The 17677-nt window shown below is 70.2% G+C and carries 16 protein-coding genes and 1 pseudogene; 8 read left to right on the top strand and 9 right to left on the bottom strand.

All coding sequences use genetic code 11. The features are described 5' to 3' along the window. The first annotated feature begins 429 nt into the window (after positions 1 to 429). Positions 430 to 1887: an acyl-CoA synthetase gene (locus LZ495_RS02115; protein WP_372498504.1), complete on the top strand. Its 1458-nt coding sequence runs from the start codon at positions 430 to 432 to the stop codon at positions 1885 to 1887. 51 nt (positions 1888 to 1938) lie between these two features. Then, complete coding sequence (locus LZ495_RS02120; protein ID WP_235050084.1) at positions 1939 to 2301, top strand: DUF2203 domain-containing protein; 363 nt, start codon at positions 1939 to 1941, stop codon at positions 2299 to 2301. A gap of 55 nt (positions 2302 to 2356) precedes the next feature. On the opposite strand, the gene proC is transcribed toward LZ495_RS02120, so the two are convergent. Both proC and LZ495_RS02130 read right to left on the bottom strand, forming a co-directional pair. Further along, positions 2357 to 3841 (bottom strand): pyrroline-5-carboxylate reductase, encoded by a 1485-nt coding sequence (gene proC, locus LZ495_RS02125; RefSeq protein ID WP_235050085.1) that lies wholly within the window; start codon positions 3839 to 3841, stop codon positions 2357 to 2359. A gap of 71 nt (positions 3842 to 3912) precedes the next feature. Continuing rightward, complete coding sequence (locus tag LZ495_RS02130; RefSeq protein ID WP_235050086.1) at positions 3913 to 4236, bottom strand: hypothetical protein; 324 nt, start codon at positions 4234 to 4236, stop codon at positions 3913 to 3915. A 159-nt stretch (positions 4237 to 4395) separates the two neighbouring features. Between LZ495_RS02130 and LZ495_RS02135 the strand changes: the two genes are divergently transcribed. Continuing rightward, the gene (locus LZ495_RS02135; RefSeq protein ID WP_235050087.1) at positions 4396 to 4833 is read left to right on the top strand and encodes a pyridoxamine 5'-phosphate oxidase family protein; all 438 of its coding nucleotides are present in this window, start codon (positions 4396 to 4398) and stop codon (positions 4831 to 4833) included. 81 nt (positions 4834 to 4914) lie between these two features. On the opposite strand, the gene LZ495_RS02140 is transcribed toward LZ495_RS02135, so the two are convergent. From LZ495_RS02140 to LZ495_RS02150, 3 genes are all read right to left on the bottom strand, one after another. Next, positions 4915 to 5547, bottom strand: a complete 633-nt coding sequence (locus LZ495_RS02140; protein ID WP_235050088.1) for a hypothetical protein — start codon at positions 5545 to 5547, stop codon at positions 4915 to 4917. A gap of 282 nt (positions 5548 to 5829) precedes the next feature. Continuing rightward, positions 5830 to 6132 carry a hypothetical protein gene (locus LZ495_RS02145; protein WP_235050089.1) on the bottom strand — a complete coding sequence of 101 codons (303 nt, stop codon included), beginning with the start codon at positions 6130 to 6132 and terminating at the stop codon, positions 5830 to 5832. A 176-nt stretch (positions 6133 to 6308) separates the two neighbouring features. Next, on the bottom strand, positions 6309 to 6566 hold the full coding sequence (locus tag LZ495_RS02150; RefSeq protein WP_235050090.1) for a hypothetical protein: 258 nt from the start codon (positions 6564 to 6566) through the stop codon (positions 6309 to 6311). Positions 6567 to 7207: 641 nt separating this feature from the next. Between LZ495_RS02150 and LZ495_RS02155 the strand changes: the two genes are divergently transcribed. Together LZ495_RS02155 and LZ495_RS02160 are read left to right on the top strand one after the other, a co-directional pair. Then, positions 7208 to 9811, top strand: a complete 2604-nt coding sequence (locus tag LZ495_RS02155) for a hypothetical protein (protein WP_235050091.1) — start codon at positions 7208 to 7210, stop codon at positions 9809 to 9811. Between the two features lie 12 nt (positions 9812 to 9823). Beyond that, entirely contained in the window at positions 9824 to 10189 is a 366-nt protein-coding gene (locus LZ495_RS02160) for a hypothetical protein (RefSeq protein WP_235050092.1), read from the top strand. Between the two features lie 48 nt (positions 10190 to 10237). Here the strand turns inward: LZ495_RS02160 and LZ495_RS02165 are convergent, their stop codons facing one another. Then, on the bottom strand, positions 10238 to 11158 hold the full coding sequence (locus LZ495_RS02165; protein WP_235050093.1) for an isopenicillin N synthase family dioxygenase: 921 nt from the start codon (positions 11156 to 11158) through the stop codon (positions 10238 to 10240). 283 nt (positions 11159 to 11441) lie between these two features. On the opposite strand from LZ495_RS02165, the gene LZ495_RS02170 reads away from it, so the two are divergent. After that, on the top strand, positions 11442 to 12077 hold the full coding sequence (locus tag LZ495_RS02170) for a hypothetical protein (protein ID WP_235050094.1): 636 nt from the start codon (positions 11442 to 11444) through the stop codon (positions 12075 to 12077). 84 nt (positions 12078 to 12161) lie between these two features. Here LZ495_RS02170 and LZ495_RS02175 read toward each other — a convergent pair whose 3' ends face one another. After that, positions 12162 to 12704, bottom strand: a complete 543-nt coding sequence (locus LZ495_RS02175) for a GNAT family N-acetyltransferase (RefSeq protein WP_235050466.1) — start codon at positions 12702 to 12704, stop codon at positions 12162 to 12164. 156 nt (positions 12705 to 12860) lie between these two features. Beyond that, positions 12861 to 13538: pseudogene (locus tag LZ495_RS02180) on the bottom strand (GNAT family N-acetyltransferase); the annotation flags it as partial. Here LZ495_RS02180 and LZ495_RS02185 point away from each other — a divergent pair. Then, the gene (locus LZ495_RS02185) at positions 13537 to 15027 is read left to right on the top strand and encodes a hypothetical protein (protein ID WP_235050095.1); all 1491 of its coding nucleotides are present in this window, start codon (positions 13537 to 13539) and stop codon (positions 15025 to 15027) included. The pseudogene LZ495_RS02180 and the gene LZ495_RS02185 sit on opposite strands and share 2 nt — an antisense overlap. Positions 15028 to 15178: 151 nt before the next feature. Here the strand turns inward: LZ495_RS02185 and LZ495_RS02190 are convergent, their stop codons facing one another. Further along, the gene (locus tag LZ495_RS02190; protein ID WP_235050096.1) at positions 15179 to 16918 is read right to left on the bottom strand and encodes a hypothetical protein; all 1740 of its coding nucleotides are present in this window, start codon (positions 16916 to 16918) and stop codon (positions 15179 to 15181) included. 143 nt (positions 16919 to 17061) lie between these two features. Here LZ495_RS02190 and LZ495_RS02195 point away from each other — a divergent pair, with 143 nt between their 5' ends. Then, positions 17062 to 17673, top strand: coding sequence for an ankyrin repeat domain-containing protein (locus LZ495_RS02195; protein WP_235050097.1), 612 nt, complete (start codon positions 17062 to 17064; stop codon positions 17671 to 17673). The last annotated feature ends 4 nt before the right edge of the window (positions 17674 to 17677 follow it).

Raw genomic sequence — 17677 nt, forward strand, 5'->3', positions numbered from 1 at the left:
CCGATCCGAACCAAGCCGATCCGTACCGGGCTGTGCGGAACCGAGCCGAACCGAGCCTCTGTTCAGGCGGTGCATTCGATACGCGTCGGACCAGACGTCCGAGCCGTGCGCTGCGTGCTGTCCGTACAAGCGGTACGTGGAGCGCCGTACATGGAGCGCGGTACGTGGAGCGCCGTACATAGTTCGTGGTGCGTGCGCAGTGCGCTGCGAGCAATGCGCCGTTCACGCCGCACAGGCCCGCCCGGCCCCACCCGGTACTGCCCGCGCCTGCCCCCGGCGCCTTCCCCCGCGCCTGTCCCCCGGCCCTGGCCTCGCGACCAGGGTGAACGGCATGATCCCAGCCCGCACGGCGCCGGACCATCCCTTGGCCGGGAAGAAAGGGAGACTGCCTACGATCGGGCCGTACCCGTCACCCCGTGGAGGCCCCCTGTGACCCCGCCCGCGACCCCGTCCGCGACCCCGCTCGTGCCCCTCGCCGTCCCGGCGGCGGCCGACCGCCCGGACGCCGTCGTCGTGGACGGCCGGGCGATGAGCCGCGAGGAGCTGTTCGGCGCGGCCGCGGCCGTGGCCCGGGACATCGCAGGCGCACGTGCCGTCGCCGTCCGCGCGACCGCATCCGCGGGCACGGTGGCGGCGACGCTGGGCGGGCTGCTGGCCGGGGTCCCCGTGGTGCCGGTACCGCCGGACTCCGGGCCGGTCGAACGCGCGCACATCCTGGGCGACTCCGGAGCCGAACTGCTCCTGGAGCCCGATCCGGCCGGTGCCCCCGGCTGGTCGACAGACGACCTGGCCCTCCCCGTCGTCCCGGTCGACCCGGCACGCCGCGCCGACCCCGCGTACACCCGGACCGCGCCCGAGCCCGCACCCGACAGCGCCGCGCTCATCCTCTACACGAGCGGCACGACGGGTGCCCCCAAGGGCGTACTGCTGTCCGCGGCCGCGCTGGCCGCCGACCTGGATGCGCTGGCCGACGCGTGGGCGTGGACGCCCGACGACGTCCTCGTCCACGGCCTGCCGCTCTTCCACGTGCACGGTCTGGTCCTGGGCGTGCTGGGCGCACTGCGCACCGGCTCGCGCGTCGTGCACACCGGGCGCCCGACCCCGCAGGCGTATGCCAAGGCCGGCGGCTCGCTCTATTTCGGCGTCCCCACGGTGTGGTCGCGGATCGCCGACGACCCGGCGTCGGCGCGGGCGCTCTCCGGTGCGCGGCTGCTGGTCTCCGGCAGTGCACCGCTCCCGGTCCCGGTCTTCGACCGGCTCGCCGCGCTGACCGGGCAGGCCCCTGCAGAGCGGTACGGCATGACCGAGACGCTGATCACCGTCTCGGCCCGCGCGGACGGCCCGAAGCAGGCCGGCTGGGTCGGTACGCCGCTCGCCGGCATCGCCACGCGCCTCGTCGGCGAGGACGGCTCCGCGGTGCCGCACGACGGTGAGTCGGTCGGTGAACTCCAGGTCTCCGGGCCGACGTTGTTCGACGGCTACCTGAACCGTCCGGACGCCACCGCGGAGTCGATGACCCCGGACGGCTGGTTCCGCACCGGCGACGTCGCCGCGGTCGCGGCGGACGGCCGGCACCGGATCGTGGGACGCGCGTCCACGGACCTGATCAAGACCGGCGGCTACCGCGTAGGCGCGGGCGAGGTGGAGAGCGCGCTGCTCGCCCATCCGGGGGTCCGCGAGGCGGCGGTCGTCGGCCGCCCGCACGACGATCTCGGCCAGGAGATCGTGGCGTACGTGGTGGCCGAGGGGGTCTCCGGTACGGAGCTCACCGACTTCGTGGCCCGCTCGCTGTCGGTCCACAAGCGCCCGCGCCGCGTCCTGCTGCGCGACGAACTGCCGCGCAACGCGATGGGCAAAGTCCAGAAGAAGCAGCTGGCGGACGACTGACCGGAGCGCCGCGGCGCGGGCACCCGCGGACGGACATGACAAGCTGTCGCCATGGGTTTGTTCACTGTCGACGAGGCGCGCGAGGTCCTGGCCGAGCTGCTCCCGGTCCTCGACGAGATCGTGGCGCTGCGCGCACAGGCCGCCGAGTTGTCCACCGACCTCGCGGAGGGCACCGGCCCGACCGAGCACGGCGGGCTCCCCGAGCTCAAGGGCTTGCACGCCCGCCTCGACGAGCTGATGACCCGCGTCCAGGAGACCGGCGCCGAGCTCAAGGGGTTCGCTCCCCTCCTCGTCGACTTCCCGTCCGACCTCGACGGCACCCCGGTGCTGCTCTGCTGGCTCGAAGGCGACCGCGCGCTCACCTGGTACCACCGCACCGACACCGGCTTCGCCGGCCGCCGGCCGCTCACGTAGCGGCTCCGCACGAAGCGGCCGCACACGCAGCGACTCCTCAGCACACCGGAAGCCTTCAAGCCACGCCGCCTCGGCCAAGGAACGCCCGTACCACACCGTCCAGTTCGTGTACGTCCAGGCGATACTCCGCGGCCGCCACGTTCATACCGATCCAATGCCCGATCGGCACACTCCACGCCGCCTCCACCGCGACGGGCGTCCTCTGTGGCTCACGCAATTCCGCGGTAAGGCGCCCAAAGTCCGCCGCAGCCCTGCCCGTCTTGCCTGGCGATCCCGTCGTCTCTCCCGTACGCCAGATAACCGCCGACCCCACGCTCTTCCACGCGTCCACGACGCCCACTTCGAGCGTGTCCGGCGCCGCCGCGGACAGCAGCGCCGTGCCGTCCGGCAGCCTCCAGTACTCCGGGGCAGCGGCAAGCGACCTCCACCGCCCATCCCAGACTGCAGCCGCCACCCCGTGCAGGAACTCCCGATCCCTGGTCCGAGCCCCAAGGAAGACCCGGTCCGCGAAGAACACCTCCACGGCAACGTCCTCACCCTGCGCGTCCAGCCACTCGTCGAGAAGCCGCACAGCTCCCCCGGCACCGCCGATACTCCCGGCACCCTCCGCCCCAGGCTCCAGAACCAGCGGGTGCTCCCACGCCCCATCGGCGGCCAACTGCACCTTGGTCACCGGAAGCCGCCCCCACCGAGCCAGCGCCGCAGGCAATAGCTCCGTCGGATCCGCCTCCACCCCCGAAGCCAGACGTGCCCGATCCGCAGCCGCCCCCACAGCACGCCGTACCGCCAACGGCACGTCCGCACCGTCCAGTTCGTCGAGCGCAGCCCGTGTCGTCCCGCCCGGCGTGGCCACCGCCTCCACCAGAGCCGCAGGCGTATCGGCCGACCCCCGCATCAAGGCGGCCGCCCCGAACAGGGTCTGCGTGACCAGGGTGCGAACGGCGTCCGCATCCAGCCCCTGCCCCAGCGCGGCGTCCGACATCGCCGACGCCTGGTGATACAGGAACGCGGGCCCGGACCCGGCAATCGCCGTCGCCGCAGGCTGCGCGTCCTCACCGACCCACAACGTCGCCCCAAGCAGATCGAACAACGCCTGCACACGCGCCCGTTCACCGACCCCCAGGCGAGCATCAGCTGACAGACACGACATCCCTTCCCGCACACCCACCGCCGTATTGGTCATCGCCCGCACCACAGACGTACCCGATGGCAGCAACGCCCCCAGCCGCGCCAGCGACACCCCGGCCGCCAGGGACACCACCACGGCATCCGGCCGGAGCACCGGCGTCACCCGTTCGAGAGTCGCCGCCACCGCACCCGGCGGTACAACCAACACCACAACCCCCGCACCGCCGACCACCTCGCGCGCATCGGCCGACACGCGGACCCCGTACGTCGCGGACAGCCGCTCGGCATCGTCCGCGGACCGCGTCGAGCCGGAAAGAGCGGTACGCGCCACGCCCGCGTCGAGCAGTCCGCGGAGGATCGCCTCCCCGAGGTGCCCGAGTCCGACGATGGCGACAGCGTCGTGATCATCCATCCCGGGCCGGTTCCCCGAAGCCGCCGACCCCAGACATCCCCCGCGTCCACCAAGCCGACCGACGGACGCCGTCACCAGCCCTTGGCAGCCCCCGCCCGGTCGACCAGCAGCGGGATCGCCGTGCAGCTCCAGTAGTGCAGAGACACTATGCCGTCGCTGATCCCCGACCCGGTACGGAACTGCGCGACCGGGATCGCTTCGTCCTGCCCCGGCAGCCACTGCGGCGCCACGCCCACCACCTCGGTGAAGGCCTCCTCGAGGACGCGCCGCGTCGCGAAGGCGTCGTCAGGCAGCGGCCGGCCCCGCAGGTACTCGCGCATCGCCGCCCACACATGAGGGTCGCCGCGCAGGCCCCACTGCCACGGCGAGCGCTCGAACAACTCGTCCAGGTTCACCGCGGCCTCCTGACCGAAAGATCCCGACCACGATATCGAGCCGCCGTCCGCGCTCCGCGTTTGCCGACCCCCGAAGCGGCAAGCGTCAAGGTCGCCAACCACCCGTCACACACGCCACCCCGCCCACCACCCACACACCCTCAGGACCGGAGAGGCTCCATGGCACTCACCCACCAAGAACGCGAGGCAATGCTGGCCGAACCGCACGTGGCGGCCCTGTCCGTGGACGCGGGACCAGGCCGCGGCCCGCTGACCGTACCCCTCTGGTACCTCTACACCGCGGACGGCGACCTCCAGATCCTGACCGGCGCCGACTCCCGCAAGGCCCGGCTGATCAAGGCCGCAGGCCGGTTCTCCCTGATGATCGACCGCGTCGACCCCACCGCCCGCTACATCTCCGTCGAAGGCCCGGTCATCGACATCAGCCCCGGCACACGCGCCCACCTCCACGCCATGGCGTCGCGCTACCTCCCCGCAGAACTGGTCGACGCCTACGTGGATTTCGCCGACGCCAACCACGGCGAGACGGTACTGATCACCCTCCGCCCCGAACACCACCTGAGCGCCGACCTAGGCGACGGATCCGTCGCCAACTGACCCCCGCCGCCCGCTGGCGCCGCCCCCTCCGCCCACCACCCCGGTCGGACGCCCTCTCCCCACCAGCCACGGGCAGGCGGGTCATCGCCGATCCGTTGTGCCTACCGGCTGCCGGACTTCGCTGCGCAGTTGAAGGGTCGTGCGGGCGAACGCGGCCAGGTCCACCTCTCGGGGATCCTCGACATCGGCACGCAGGATCGGGACCTTGACCGTCCCGAGGGTGTTGTCGTCGGCCCATGCGCACAGGGCGTATGCGCCTTCAGGCCCGCCGGTGTGCACCACGCAGCCGACCTTGACGTCGGAACCGGGCGGTGTCATGTCACGCGGCGGCACCGCCACGACGACTTGTTGAGGGACATCGGGCCTCAGCAATTTCTCGCGGTGGAGGTCCGGATTCCTGAAACGGCCGTGCATACCGAAGAAGAGCAACGGGCCGGCACCGGTCGAGGCCATCGCGTTCGGAGTGGCGGGCCCGTAAACGGCAGCGACCGGTATCGGATCCTTGGCGTCCGGGATCTCGGTGCCGTCGTCGCGCTGGTTCACGGTCGGGCGCTCCTGCAGCTTGTACGCGCCGTCCATCAGCGTCTCCGGCACCACGATCCGGTACTCCGCGGCGGGGAACTCACTCTCGGAGTCCTCGTTCCCGCCGGCCAGCTTGTACGCGCCTACGCCCAACCCCAACGCCAGCACAAGGCAGCCCGCGACAGCCGCCACCAGCCGGGTCCGCTTCCGCTTCGGTGCCGCGGTCGGCGCCGTGCCCCAGGACGGCTGCGCCTGGGGCGGTTGCGGCCAGGACCCGTTCCCGGGTCCGTGCGTCGGCTCGCCCGGCGCGGGGGGCTGCGGGGGCCTGGGGGGAATGGTCATGGCAGCGAAGCTACTTCACGGCCGTGCTGCCGCGCGTTGCGGGCCAGGGGCACCGGCACGCCGCATCGCGGTCGCCCTCATCGGAGACAGAGCCGCTCACACGCGAAAGAGCCTCGCCCTACTGGGCCGTGATCAGCCAGTCACATAGTGACCGGTGATCAGAAGGCGCGCTTCGTAGTGCGCGCGCATGTCGGGGAAGGCGTCGTCATTCAGCGCCGCAGCTATGTACTGCTTCATCTGCGGGGTCTCCGGCCCGTCGGTCCACTCAAGAACCCATCGCTTGTTCCGGAACCGGAGCGTCACCTCGACTCCGGCGACTCCTGACAGCTGCGCAGCGAGGCGATGCGCTTGGACACTGCGGCTGACCACGAAAACTCCCAGACCGTCGGCGGCATGTTCGAGATGCGTGGCGAGCCTATCCACGCCGACAGACACAGCAGTTGTCCCCGCACACAGATCCGTCACGCCGCGCCCCGCTTCGGGTGGCAGGTTCCAATACGTGGGGCCAGATCTGGGTGGAACCGTCCCGCCGAACCAGCGAGTCGACCAAGTACAGCGCTGTCCGTGGCGTTCATGCGAACGCCGACACCGGAGGCAGACTGCTCCGACGCCTACGGCCGCCATTCCTCGCGGTAGGCGGCGCTGTAGTCATACGCCTGGGTGAGAACGCGAAGGGCGTATTCCACCCCCGCCGAACGGGCATCCGTGGCATCCATGGCCTTGTGGTCGTTCGCCAGTTGCCAGATCAGGTCGAGCATAGGCAGATGGCTGTCCAGAAGGGCTTCTCCGCCCATGGTGTCGGCCACGAAAGCATAGGCATGGTTGTCGTCCATGATGCGCCCGACGAGGAACCCCAGCAGATCGTCCATGCACTCATCCTGGCGCGCCGCGCTGCTCGGCCGCCCCCGATTAAGGACGGTGGCGAACCGGCGGGTGCGGATCACGTCTCGTCAGAATTGTTGTTGCCAGAGCGCTCAACGCGTCGTCGCGTTGCCGGCGCTCGAGACGGAACGAGCCGAACGCCGTGTGGTCGCGAGTCTTGCGGTGAGGCTGCGCGAAGGAGTCTCAGACCACGAGATCTGCGCTCATGGTGATGCGGCCGTGAGTGGCCGGCATGCCCGCTCTCCGCATTCACGGCCGAGCAAACGCGTCCCCGGCCCCATCGCGTCGGTGGACGGTCCGCGGAAGTCACGGCAGTTCGCGAGATCCGTGACAACCTTCAGGGTGCCGGCGTACTTGCCGGCCATGGACCGGTGCGGCCGGTTTCGTCTCGTCGGCGTGCGCGCCCCACCGCAGCGCGCGGCAGGTGCTCAGTGTCATCCATCGCCTCGCCCAAGGCCGCAAAGGGGAATTCCCTATTCCGCTGCCGGAGTTGCCGAAGTTCCGGGATGCTGGGCCGTGTTACTGCACACGTTGTGGACCGGGGGCGGCAATGACGGGTGGGGAAAGAGCGCTGTCGGTAGGTGGCGACGCCATCGGCCAGTTCTCCACCGGAGACCACAACGTGCTCGTGACCGCCAATGCTTCGCTGGTGCAGGTCCACCTGGCCGCCCCGCGTGTGAAGCCTCAACGGCGGACGCACATCGAGCGCCTCCCCCGCCGCGGCGCCGGCCCTTTGGGACGCGACGACGAAACGGCGCTGGTGCTGCGCTCCATCGCGGACAACGAGCCCGTGCAGGTATACGGCGCGGACGGAATCGGCAAGAGCACACTGATCCGGCACGCCGCCCTCGAACTCGACGGCCGCGATGGGGTGGTGTTCCTCGACGGGTACGGGAAGGAACTCGACGACCTGCTTCAGAGCGTGTTCGAGGCGTGCTACGACAGTCCTGGCTACCGTCCGAGCGACGGGGAGTTGCACGCCCTGTTGGCCGACATCCGGCTTTGCCTGGTTGTCGACGACTTCGACGAGCCGAGTCGGCATCTGGCGCGGCTTCAGGACGCGATACCCGTCGGCACCGTCCTGGTCGCCTCCGGCGAGCGCACGCTTTGGGGACACGGCCAGGCGCTCGAACTCGCCGGTATCCCGCAGTCGGCGGCACTGCAGCTGTTTGCCGGAGAGTTGCGGCGTGAACTGTCCCCGGCGGACGAAGTCGGCGTGTCCCTGCTCTGGGAAGCGTGCTCGGGGCACCCCTTCAAGCTGTTGCGCGCCGCCGCGCTGGGCCGGCGCGATGCCGGAACAGGACTTGCGCGGTTGCCTGCTCCGGCCGAGGTTCCCGAGATCCTGCACGACTTCATCACGGCCGCGACCAGCGTGGAAAGTGAGATCCTCGGGCTGCTGTCGGTGGCCCAGGCCGCCGAGGTGTCGATCGACCTGCTGGCGGTTCTGCTGGCCCCCTCCGCGACTGCCGAAGCAGTACGTTCGACCGCCGCGCGGCTCGCCGCATTCGGGCTCCTCACCCGTACCGACGAGAAGGTCAGAGTCTCCCCGGATGTTGTCGCAGCCCTCGCCACGGACCCCGGCCAGGACACGGCCCGGATCGCCGAGATCACCGGCCGGATGACAGCGTGGGCCATGGCACACGACACGTCGGTCGCAGCGGTCGCCGAGCACGGCCCGCTCATCGCCGCCTGGATCGAGGCCGCAGGCCGTTCCGGTCGGCCGGATCTCGGAGTCGGGCTGGCCCGGGCTGCTGCTCCTGCCGCAGCCTGCTCCCTGCGGTGGGGGGCCTGGGGACGCATCCTCACCCGGGGCCTGACCGCGGCACAGCAAGCCGGTGACGAGCGTGCCCGCGCCTACTTCACCCACGAGACCGGCGTCCGGTCCCTGCTCACCGGCAAGCGGATCGCCGCTGTGGCAGCCTTTGCCGCGGCCGCAGCCGTCTGGCGCTCACTGGGCGACGACGGCGGTGCGGGCATCGCCGAGCACGGTCAGGCACTCGCCGACCCCCACGGCACGACGACCGGATCGCCGGGGCTGGACTCGGGCGCGCAATCGGCTCAGGGCGGATCCCCCTCGGCGGACGGCAACCAGGCGAGCGACCCGCCTCACCTCGGAGACGGACACGACAACGGCGCGGACAGCCGGCCCGGTTCGGCAGACGGCCATTCCGGTGGCGCGGAACATGCGAAGGAGCCAGGGTCCGTCGATCACGGCGCTGCCGACACGATCCCGACACCTCGCCGCCCCGGAATCGACGGCCACACGCCACCCGGCGGAGGGGTCGCCCCAGGTGGCCTGACACTGACCGCCAAGCTCGTGATCGGCGTTACCTTGCTGGCACTCGGAGGCGGCGGCCTGTGGGTGCTCGGTCAGGGCGGCGGCGGAGGTGCCAAGCCCTCGGTGCCGCTGCGCGTTCAGGTGGCGACCGACGTCTTCGAGGTCGGTGCGATGCCCGGCACAACCGAGGGAACTTGCCGTGTCGAGGCCGGCCAGACCGACTGCACGAAGATCGTCCAGGTGGCCAAGGGAGAGCGGGGACCCGTCACGGTCGTGCCCGACGGACCCCTGCCCGCCGGTGTCGGCATCGTCTACTGGGGCTGCGACGAGGGCGCGGCGTCGGCAATTTGTACCGTCACAGCGGACGCCGAGCGCTCAATATGCGTCACGACAACCAGTCCGAAGGACACGGCGGCCCGCAGCAGATGTGCCGCGCTCGGCGGCGCCGGCCAGGAGGCACCTACGCCGACCGCCCTCGGCACCTCGCCGGCGTCGATCTCGCCGTCCCCAGCGCCAGGCGGCTCGAACGCGGACCCGCAGCCCGCGTTCGATCCCTGCGTAATCCTGAAACCGTCCGACCTGCAACGCACCGCTGGATATCTGGCGGTTGCCACGGAGTTGGACGTCCGAAGAAACTCGGACCCTGGGAACAACGGTGCCGCGTTCTTCGCGCAATGCGCGTACTACACACCGCCGAATACCGACAACTCCGCATCTGTCGAATGGTCATACCAGCCTTCACTGAAGAACTCGAGCAGCACTGAATGCCGTCGGATCGACATCTCCGGCAATTCCTGGATCTGTCCGTACGGGCGCAACGTAGAGGAAGTCCGCGTTCAGCTCGGCAATGGAACCGGCCTTGTAGTGCGCGTCAGGCGGCAGCAGGGATGGGACTCGACCGGCGACATCGCGGCGGCCCAAGCACTCATGAAGATCATTCTCTCGCGCATCTGAAAGAAGGAAGCCGTGACAGAATCCCCCGGCGCCCGCAGCATCAGTGTCGGTGGCAACGCCATCGGCCAACTCAACACCGGCGACGGCAATGTACTCACAAGCCGACAGGCATCCGACCGCGAAGCCCTGAGCGCCTTCGTCACCATGATGTCCCGTGAACTGGCTGCCATCAGCATGGCAGCGGAGCACCGAGCCGGAGCACAGGCTGCATTGGCCGAAATCGAAGAAGCTGCCTCGGCCGAAGCAGCAGATCCCGGACGCCTGCGGGCCGCGTTCGCACGCTTCGCCTCGTTCGTTGCCGAAGCAGGCCAGCCTGCTCTGACGGCGGTGATCATGACCCTCGCTCTGAACCTCGGGGCGGTGGCGCAACCGAGGTGACCGCCTGTCGACCAACGTGGCCACGCCGTCCGGGTTATCGAACAATCTTTAGTCCGCCGTGATCGCGTTCAGTTGGCCCCGCAGGTAGACGTGCGAGTCGATGCCCCGTACGTCCGTCCCCGGGTCGCAGTCGTAGAAGTAGACCAGCGAGATCAGTTCTTCGTTCGGTGTGTGCTCCGGCGGGGGCAGGACGCGGTGGCGGCCGGAGCGCCAGCGGTCGTCCGACCAGCGGGCCATCAGGTCGCCGATGTTGATGGTGAACGCGTCGGGGTTGTACGGCGCGTCCTCCCAGCCGCGCTCGTCGGTGAACACCTGCAGGCCGCCGCTGCCGGCTTCGCGGTCCAGCACGGTCACGGTCCCGAAGTCGGTGTGCGGGCCGATCCGGAACTGGCCGGGAGCCGCGGGGCCGACCCGGTCCGTGCCCGGGTACCAGTTGATGTTGAAGCCCCAGGTCGGGTGCTTGGTGTGCGCGGTGAAGTAGTCCTCCCCGGCGCCGAGCGCCACGCCCAGCAGTTCCAGCAGCCGGTCCGAGAGTTCCCGCATTTGGCCCAAGTAGGTCTCCACCAGCGGCCGCAGTCCGGGCACCTCGCCGGGCCACACGTTGGGGCGGAACCACTCCTCGTCCACGATCGGATCGCCGGTCGGCTCGTCGGAGACGAACGAGTACGACTCCTTCAAGTCCGGCGGGCCTTCCCCGCCCTCGGCGTACGCGTTGGCCTCCGCCCCCGGTCCGAGCCACCCGCGGCCGCCCACCTTCACCGCGTACGCCTGCTTGGCGTCCGCCGGCAGGTGGAAGAACTTGCGGGCCGCCGCGCGGATTTCGGCGCGCGGACCCGGATCGATGCCGTGCCCGGTCACCAGCAGGAACCCCGCCGTACGCAGGGCCTCGTCGACGGTCCGGCCGATCGTGCCGCGGGCCTCGGGGCCGCCGGCAATCCACGGTCCGAGGTCGATGGTGGGGATGCTCATTCCCCAACTGTGTGGCCTCGTTCGCAGGCCGATCAAGTCGGCGGCCGCGCGTTCGCATCAGGCCGCTGAGACGATCAGACGATTTCCGTAGGGATGGATCTCGCCGCCGTCGGCCCCGACGCCCGCACTCCTGTGACGAATCGCCCCTTGCTGGCCCGCTCGGTGATCGCAAGGATGATGCCCGGCCAGGCGACGAATCGTCCGGATCCGGACCAACACGAAAACGGGGGCGTCGATGCGGCACGCGCAGCAACGGCAACGGCAATGTCGGTTGGCGCACGGCATGCTGGCGATCGCTCTGGCGGTCGGCCTGGCCGCCTGCACCTCCGATTCCGGGGACAAGCAGCCGAGCCGGACGGGTCCCGTCCCCACCAACCCCCAAAGCACAGGCGGCGGCACGGCCGGCCCGAGCGGCGGCAGCGGAGTCGCTCCCACCGGACCGCCCCTGCCCGGTACGTACGACGTGTCCGTCACCGGCACCGCGCCGTCTTTCCAGCTCAGTGGGACGCTCTACCTGCGCTCCGGCGTCGTGGACGACGACACCACCAGTGCCGTCAACATGGTCGAGATCTGCCTGGTCACGGGTTATCCGTACGAGCGGCCCGAAATGCCGTCGATCTGGTTCGGCAGCAATGCGGTCTGCCAGCCGGACGCGGGCGAGAAGGACCTGGGATTCGTCGCGGTCGAGGGTACGCAGGTGCTCTTCGAGCCCGACCCCGTGGAAGCCGTGGGCCGCGCGAACGTCTTCACCGCCGGTACGTCCCCGACCTGCGTGTACAAGGCGACGTCCGGACGGCTGACCGTCACCGCGGGTACGACTGAGGGGACGGTCACCGGCACGGTCGAGGTCTCCGGCCCGGCAAATGGGGCGTGCCCGCCGGAACGCGTCCAGGCGACGTTCACCGGAACCCGCAGGTAGGCGCGGGAAGCGGCACGCTCCGCCGAATACCCGGGCGCCACAGATCTGTTCGCGGTACCGCTCCCCCGGTTGACCGGTGGACCCTCACGCCCGCCGCCCGCCCTGCCATTCCTCCCGGCTCACCGCATACTCGACGTCGCCCTCCTCCGACCCCTCGATCGCCACCGGCCACTCCTCGAAGAAGGTCCGGACGTACCGCAGCCCGGCCTTCTCCATCACGCGGCGCGAACCCGCGTTGACGGTCATCGTGTCGGCGACGATCCGCTCGGCCCCGTACGCCGCGAAGCCGCGCTCGACCAGGGCACGCGCGCCTTCCGTCGCGTAGCCGCGGCCCCACGTGTCCCGGCGCAGGCGGTAGCCGAGTTCGGCCTCGGCGACGGAGTCGTCGTCCTCCGGGCAGAGTTCGAACCAGCCCAGGAATTCCCCGGTGGCCTTGTCCTCGGCGGCCCAGGTGCCCGGCAGCCCGGCGATGACCGGGTAGCGGTGCAGCACGTGCGGCATGACCTCGTCGCGGACCCGCTCGGGCGGCGTCGGCTTGCCGTCGTCGAGGAAGCGCATGACCTCCGGGTCGGAATCGAGCTCGACCATCAGGTCGAAGTCGTCCGGAGTGAACGGGCGCAACCGCATCCGCTCGGTCTCCCACGCCTCGCTCCCGGCGGCCGCGATCTCGGCGGCCAGCCATTCCGGACGCGTCAGTTCGTACTCGACCTCGCCCTGCTCGCCGCCCTCGACCTCGGCGAACCGGCCGCGGAACACCGTGCGGCGGTAAGCGAGTCCGCACTTCTCCATGACGCGGCGCGAGCGCGCGTTGACGACCAGGGTCTCGGCGTAGACGCGGCGAACGCCCAACTCGGTGAAGGCCTTTCGTACGAGCGCACGTCCGCCTTCGGTGGCGAGGCCGCGTCCCCACGCGTCGCGGCGCAGGCGGTAGCCGAGTTCCACGGCATCCGCGGCGTCCATGGCCGGCGGCCGCAGCGCGAACCACCCCAGGAACGCATCGGTCGCCTTCTCCTCCACGGCCCAGAAGCCGGGCCGCCCGCCGATGCCGGGGTAGGGCTCGGTCAGGCGGTGGATGACCCGGCCCGCGATGTCGTCGCGCGGGGTCGGGACGCCGCCGTTCAGGTAGCGCATCACCTCGGGATCGGCGTCCAGCGCCACGAGCAGGTCGACGTCGTCAAGCGTGAACGCGCGCAGCCGGAGGCGGTCGGTCTCGGCGAAGATGTCCATCCGCGGATCCTCACCCGCCGCCCGAAATCGGGCAAACCGATTTGCCGTATGACGCGGACGCGCCCTGTCCGCAGCCCGCATCCCAGGCGTTTCAGGCCAATGTGCCCCGTCCCTCCCCCAGTCGTCCTCGTTCCGCCCATGGGTGGTCGGCCCGCCCCTGATACTGACGGGCGTGGGGCCCGCCCTACCGGTTGCGGCGCGGCGGGGAACTGACGGAGACCGGGGGGTCGCCATGACGGAACAGCCGGGTGGACACAACGTACCGACGGCGCCCAAGGAGCCGACCGAAGCGCAGATGGAGGCGTTCCTGCTGGCCGCGCTGAAGGCGCTGGCGGGCGGAAAGGTCTTCGCATGGCACAAGGCGGCCCTTGCCGCCGTGGACCAGCAACTCGCGGCGATCCCCGCCGGCCCGCGCCGCACGCTGTGGGTCCAGCAGATGAACGCCCTCATCGCCCAGATGTACGCGCAGATCCTGGCCGAGCTCCCGCCGACGTTCGACACCGCCATGCAGGAGGTCATGGAGGACCTCCAAGGCGTCGCGCACGGCTTCACCGCCGCGGAGGTGGACCCGGTCGACATCACTCCGGCACTCGCCAAGCGGGCGAACCAGTACGTGGGTTCCAGCACGTGCATGAAGAACATCACGGACACCGTGCTGCCGGACAAGACCAAGAAGCTTGCCGCTTTCGCGAGCCGCCCGCTGCGCCTGGAGCCGTGCATCGTCGAACAACTTGCCTCCTATGCAAAGGAGTTCAACGAGCTCAGCCTGATGGTCGGCGATGTCGACCGGATCGAAGCCCAGATCTCCGGCATGAAGCTCACCGTGTTCCTCGGCCCGTTGACCGAGCAGCTGTACGCGCTGCGCGCGAAGGCCCGCCTGGCGCTGCAGACCACGCCCGCGCAGACGGCGACGCTCATCGACCAGCAGCTGCTGGCGACGTTCGCGGCGACCGAGGAGGTCCAGGAGCAGCTGATCAAGGACCTGTGCGGGACCCCGAAGGCCGAAGCGCAGATCTGCACGCTGAACCTGAGCGGCGAACTCGTCCGGACGTCGCCTCCGCTGATCGGACGCTTCGCTCCCCTGTCGGGCATGGGCGGCGCCGCGATCAAGACGTGCACGTCGCTGTCGCAGACGTACGGCAAGCCGTTCGTCCTGTGCTTCGGGGCGCAGGAGCCGGACGCGATGGCGAGGGTCGTGCTGCACTGCCAGAACAAGACGATCTTCCAGGCGGTGACCAAGCGCCTGGGGCAGCACCCGCCTCTGTCGATGGTCTCCAAGGTGGTCGGCATCCTGGCCTGGGACAACCCGGAGTGGGACCAAGTCTGCCTGGCAATCAACAAGTTCGCGTACACGGAGATCGACCTGCCCCCGCACACCGACGCCATCATCTGGCAGCCGCTGGGCAACCTGTGGGTGCCGGTGGCGATGGAGGGCGCGGGGTTCCAGACCGACCAGGCCTGCATCAAGCACCACAAGCAGGAGCTCGGCGCCAACCCGTCGAAGGCCAAGGCCGAGGCCTACTACGCGGAACTCGCCGAGGCCTGCCGCCAGGCCTGCCAGTTCTGGTACGCGAACGGCCGCCCGCAGTCCATCGACGCCCCCGACCTGCAACTGGCCGTCGGCAACTGGCGCATCAAGGTGAGGAACCTCTACGGCAAGCCCGAGGTCTTCCACATCGACAGCCACTACCAGCACTCGGCCTGGATCAACCACAAGGTGTGAGGGCCCTGAACGACAGGGACGCCGATACCGACGCCGCCGCCGACGCCGCCCTGCCCGCAGTAGCCGGGGCAGGGGCGGCGGCCAAGGTCCACGGATGGAGAAGCTCTTCCGGGCCCTCCGGCATGGTGACGTTGCCGTCGTCGCGGCTCTGTCAGTACATGATGGTGTTCTGCCAGAGGCACTTGAGTGCACCGGGGGAAGCCACGTTGTACCCGTCGGTCCGTCGGGCGTCCCAGAATTCGCGGAACGTCTTCGGCCGGTGCTTGGCCGTGGTCTTCCAGATGTACGCCGGCGAACCTTCGCCGTAGGTGTCGGACCCGTCGTTCATGTAGTCGGAGATGTCCACGAGAGCGCCGGCGACGCGGCCTTCGACGGTGTCGCCGTCGTCCCAGTCCAGGTTGGCCGTCTCCAGGCTGCTGGGGGCACCGACCGGCCAGCGCACCCACGGATCATCCAGGGCGGACGCCGCGACCCAGTGGGCGAAACCTTCGACCCATGCGCAATTGGGCCCGGTCGGACGGTGGAGATAGTGGGGCGACGCACAGTCGAGGGGCGGCGGTGCGTCCTCGTACAGGTCGTCCATGAGGGCATGCCCCATTTCGTGGACCACGATGAACGGCGCCTTCGGCTCGATGCCGTTGAGGAACGTCTCGTTGATGTCGCCCCGGTAGTACGTGCCGCCGGTGCCGCCGGGCGTCCAGTTGAGAATGTGCTTGCGGCAGACGGCGTCGTCCTCGTCCCAGCACGTACCGCCCGGTACCCAGCGCCACAGATCGTTGGCGGCTTTGAAGGCGGCCCAGGCACGCATCAGGGCCGGGTCGGCGGGCTTGAGGGGGCCGAAGTCGTTGGTGCTGCCCTTGAGGGTGTTGCCGATCGTACGGCTGACGAAGACGTACGGCTCGGGGGTGCCGGTCTTCTGGACCCGGTACCGGCTGGTCTCGGTGATGAACTTCAGGTAGACGTCCTGGCCGCCGGCGTCGGTGTTCGGGAAGCAGATCCGGTAGTCGCCGACCGAGCCCGTTGTGCCGACGGCGAGGCGGTCGTGGGCGCTGTCGGTGTCGGCGTCCCACGCCTCGACGGTGGCGTTGACGACCAGCCGCGTGGCCCCCGTGTCGTCCACGTACGCCCACTGGCCGGTCACGCACGCCGTCCCGGCGGCGGTCTTCGCCGCTTCGGTCCACGGTGCGTCGTCGTTCGGCCCGGTCGGCGCGGGGTCGGCGGGAACCTTCTTCTGGATGACCCCGGCGTACCGGCTCGGCAGCGTGGCGGTGGTGGTGGCGCCCGGCGCGGCGGCGGCCGCGGCGACGCCGAAGGCGGACACCCCGGAGCCTTGGGCCATGGTCAGAAAGACGGTGTCCTCGCCGATGGACTCCCGGCCGCTGCCCGCGCGCACGCGGATCTCGGTCGAGCCAGGCGCGACCGCGGTGACCTTGCCTTCGTACGTGCGCACTTGGCCGGCTTTGAACGCGTGATCCGTCGCGGCGCGGTGGAGGGTGCCGCCGGTGACGGGCGCGGGGTCGGCGACCGTGGTCCCGGTGAGGCCCGCGGGGAGCGCCGCCCAGGTCATGCCCGCCGGAAGGTCGGCTTCCACGCGGACGTTCTTCGCCGCATGTTCGGCGGTGACGGTGAAGCGGATGGTCGCGGTCTCCCCCACGGCGGGTGCCCGGTCGAGGGAAGCGTCCACGGTGAAGCACGAGCGGCTCTCGCTCAGGTCGGACTGGTCCGGATTCGGCTTCAGAGTGCACCGGGCCGCGGAGGTCGAACCGGCGTCGCCCGATGTCTGCTCGGCGTAGGCCGCCACACCCAATCCGGCGGTGACGGACAGGACTCCGGCGACGACGAGCAGCCCACGTCCGCGAGGCTTCCGGGGTATGAATCGATGTTGTCCCACGTCGGGGGATGGTAGGGCGGCACTCGGATTCGACGCTATCCACCCAGGAACAGACTCCCCGCGGTTCACGGCTACGCCGCATGCGGCAATGCCTGCGGACGCCGCCGCGGCCCCAGGGCGCAGGCGGCGGCTAGGGTCCACGGATGGAGAAGCTCTTCCGGGCCATCCGGCACGGTGACATCGCCGTCGTCGCGGCTCTGCTCGACAAGAACCCCGCGCTGGTGGCCGCCGTACGCAAGCCCCCGCCCAAGAAGGACGCGGGCCAACAGCCGCTCGGCGTCGCCCTCAAGACTGCCCGGTACGAGATCGCCCGGCTTCTCCTCGACCGCGGCGCCGACGTCGACTTCATCGAGGCCCCGTCGATCCCCGGCCGCCAGCCCGTGATCAACGACGCCGTCGAGGCAGCGCTCGTGGACGCCTTGAGGCTCAACGCGACGCGGACCGAAAGCCTTGCGCTGCTGACCCGCATGCTCGACGCGGGAGCCGACGTGGCCACTCCGCACCCCGATACCCAACGTACGGTCCTGGGCTGGGCGGTCTTCCGCGTGTGGCGGTGGCACAAGGAGCAGCTCACCCTTGCCCAGGTCGAGGCCCTCACCCCGGTGTTCCAGGCCCTCATCGACGCCGGCGCCGACCCCGACGCACCCTCAAGCGAGCAGACCAGCGTACGGACGCACCTGACCGAATCCGGCTCGCGAGGCCAGGAACCCTACGCGAGTCTGCTGCCGCTCATCGACGGACTCGGGCAGCCCTGAGCAC

This window comes from Yinghuangia soli, assembly GCF_021502675.1.
In the GTDB taxonomy this organism is placed as follows: domain Bacteria; phylum Actinomycetota; class Actinomycetes; order Streptomycetales; family Streptomycetaceae; genus Yinghuangia; species Yinghuangia soli.

Bases quoted from the DNA above. Each gene is read 5' to 3' on its own strand.
- LZ495_RS02175 (WP_235050466.1), bottom strand. From the start codon at position 12,704: ATGCGGTTGCGCCCGTTCACTCCGGACGACTTCGACCTGATGGTCGAG.
- LZ495_RS02120 (WP_235050084.1), top strand. From the start codon at position 1,939: ATGGGTTTGTTCACTGTCGACGAGGCGCGCGAGGTCCTGGCCGAGCTG.
- LZ495_RS02135 (WP_235050087.1), top strand. From the start codon at position 4,396: ATGGCACTCACCCACCAAGAACGCGAGGCAATGCTGGCCGAACCGCAC.
- proC (WP_235050085.1), bottom strand. From the start codon at position 3,841: ATGGATGATCACGACGCTGTCGCCATCGTCGGACTCGGGCACCTCGGG.
- LZ495_RS02150 (WP_235050090.1), bottom strand. From the start codon at position 6,566: ATGGACGATCTGCTGGGGTTCCTCGTCGGGCGCATCATGGACGACAAC.
- LZ495_RS02185 (WP_235050095.1), top strand. From the start codon at position 13,537: ATGACGGAACAGCCGGGTGGACACAACGTACCGACGGCGCCCAAGGAG.
- LZ495_RS02170 (WP_235050094.1), top strand. From the start codon at position 11,442: ATGCTGGCGATCGCTCTGGCGGTCGGCCTGGCCGCCTGCACCTCCGAT.
- LZ495_RS02165 (WP_235050093.1), bottom strand. From the start codon at position 11,158: ATGAGCATCCCCACCATCGACCTCGGACCGTGGATTGCCGGCGGCCCC.
- LZ495_RS02195 (WP_235050097.1), top strand. From the start codon at position 17,062: ATGGAGAAGCTCTTCCGGGCCATCCGGCACGGTGACATCGCCGTCGTC.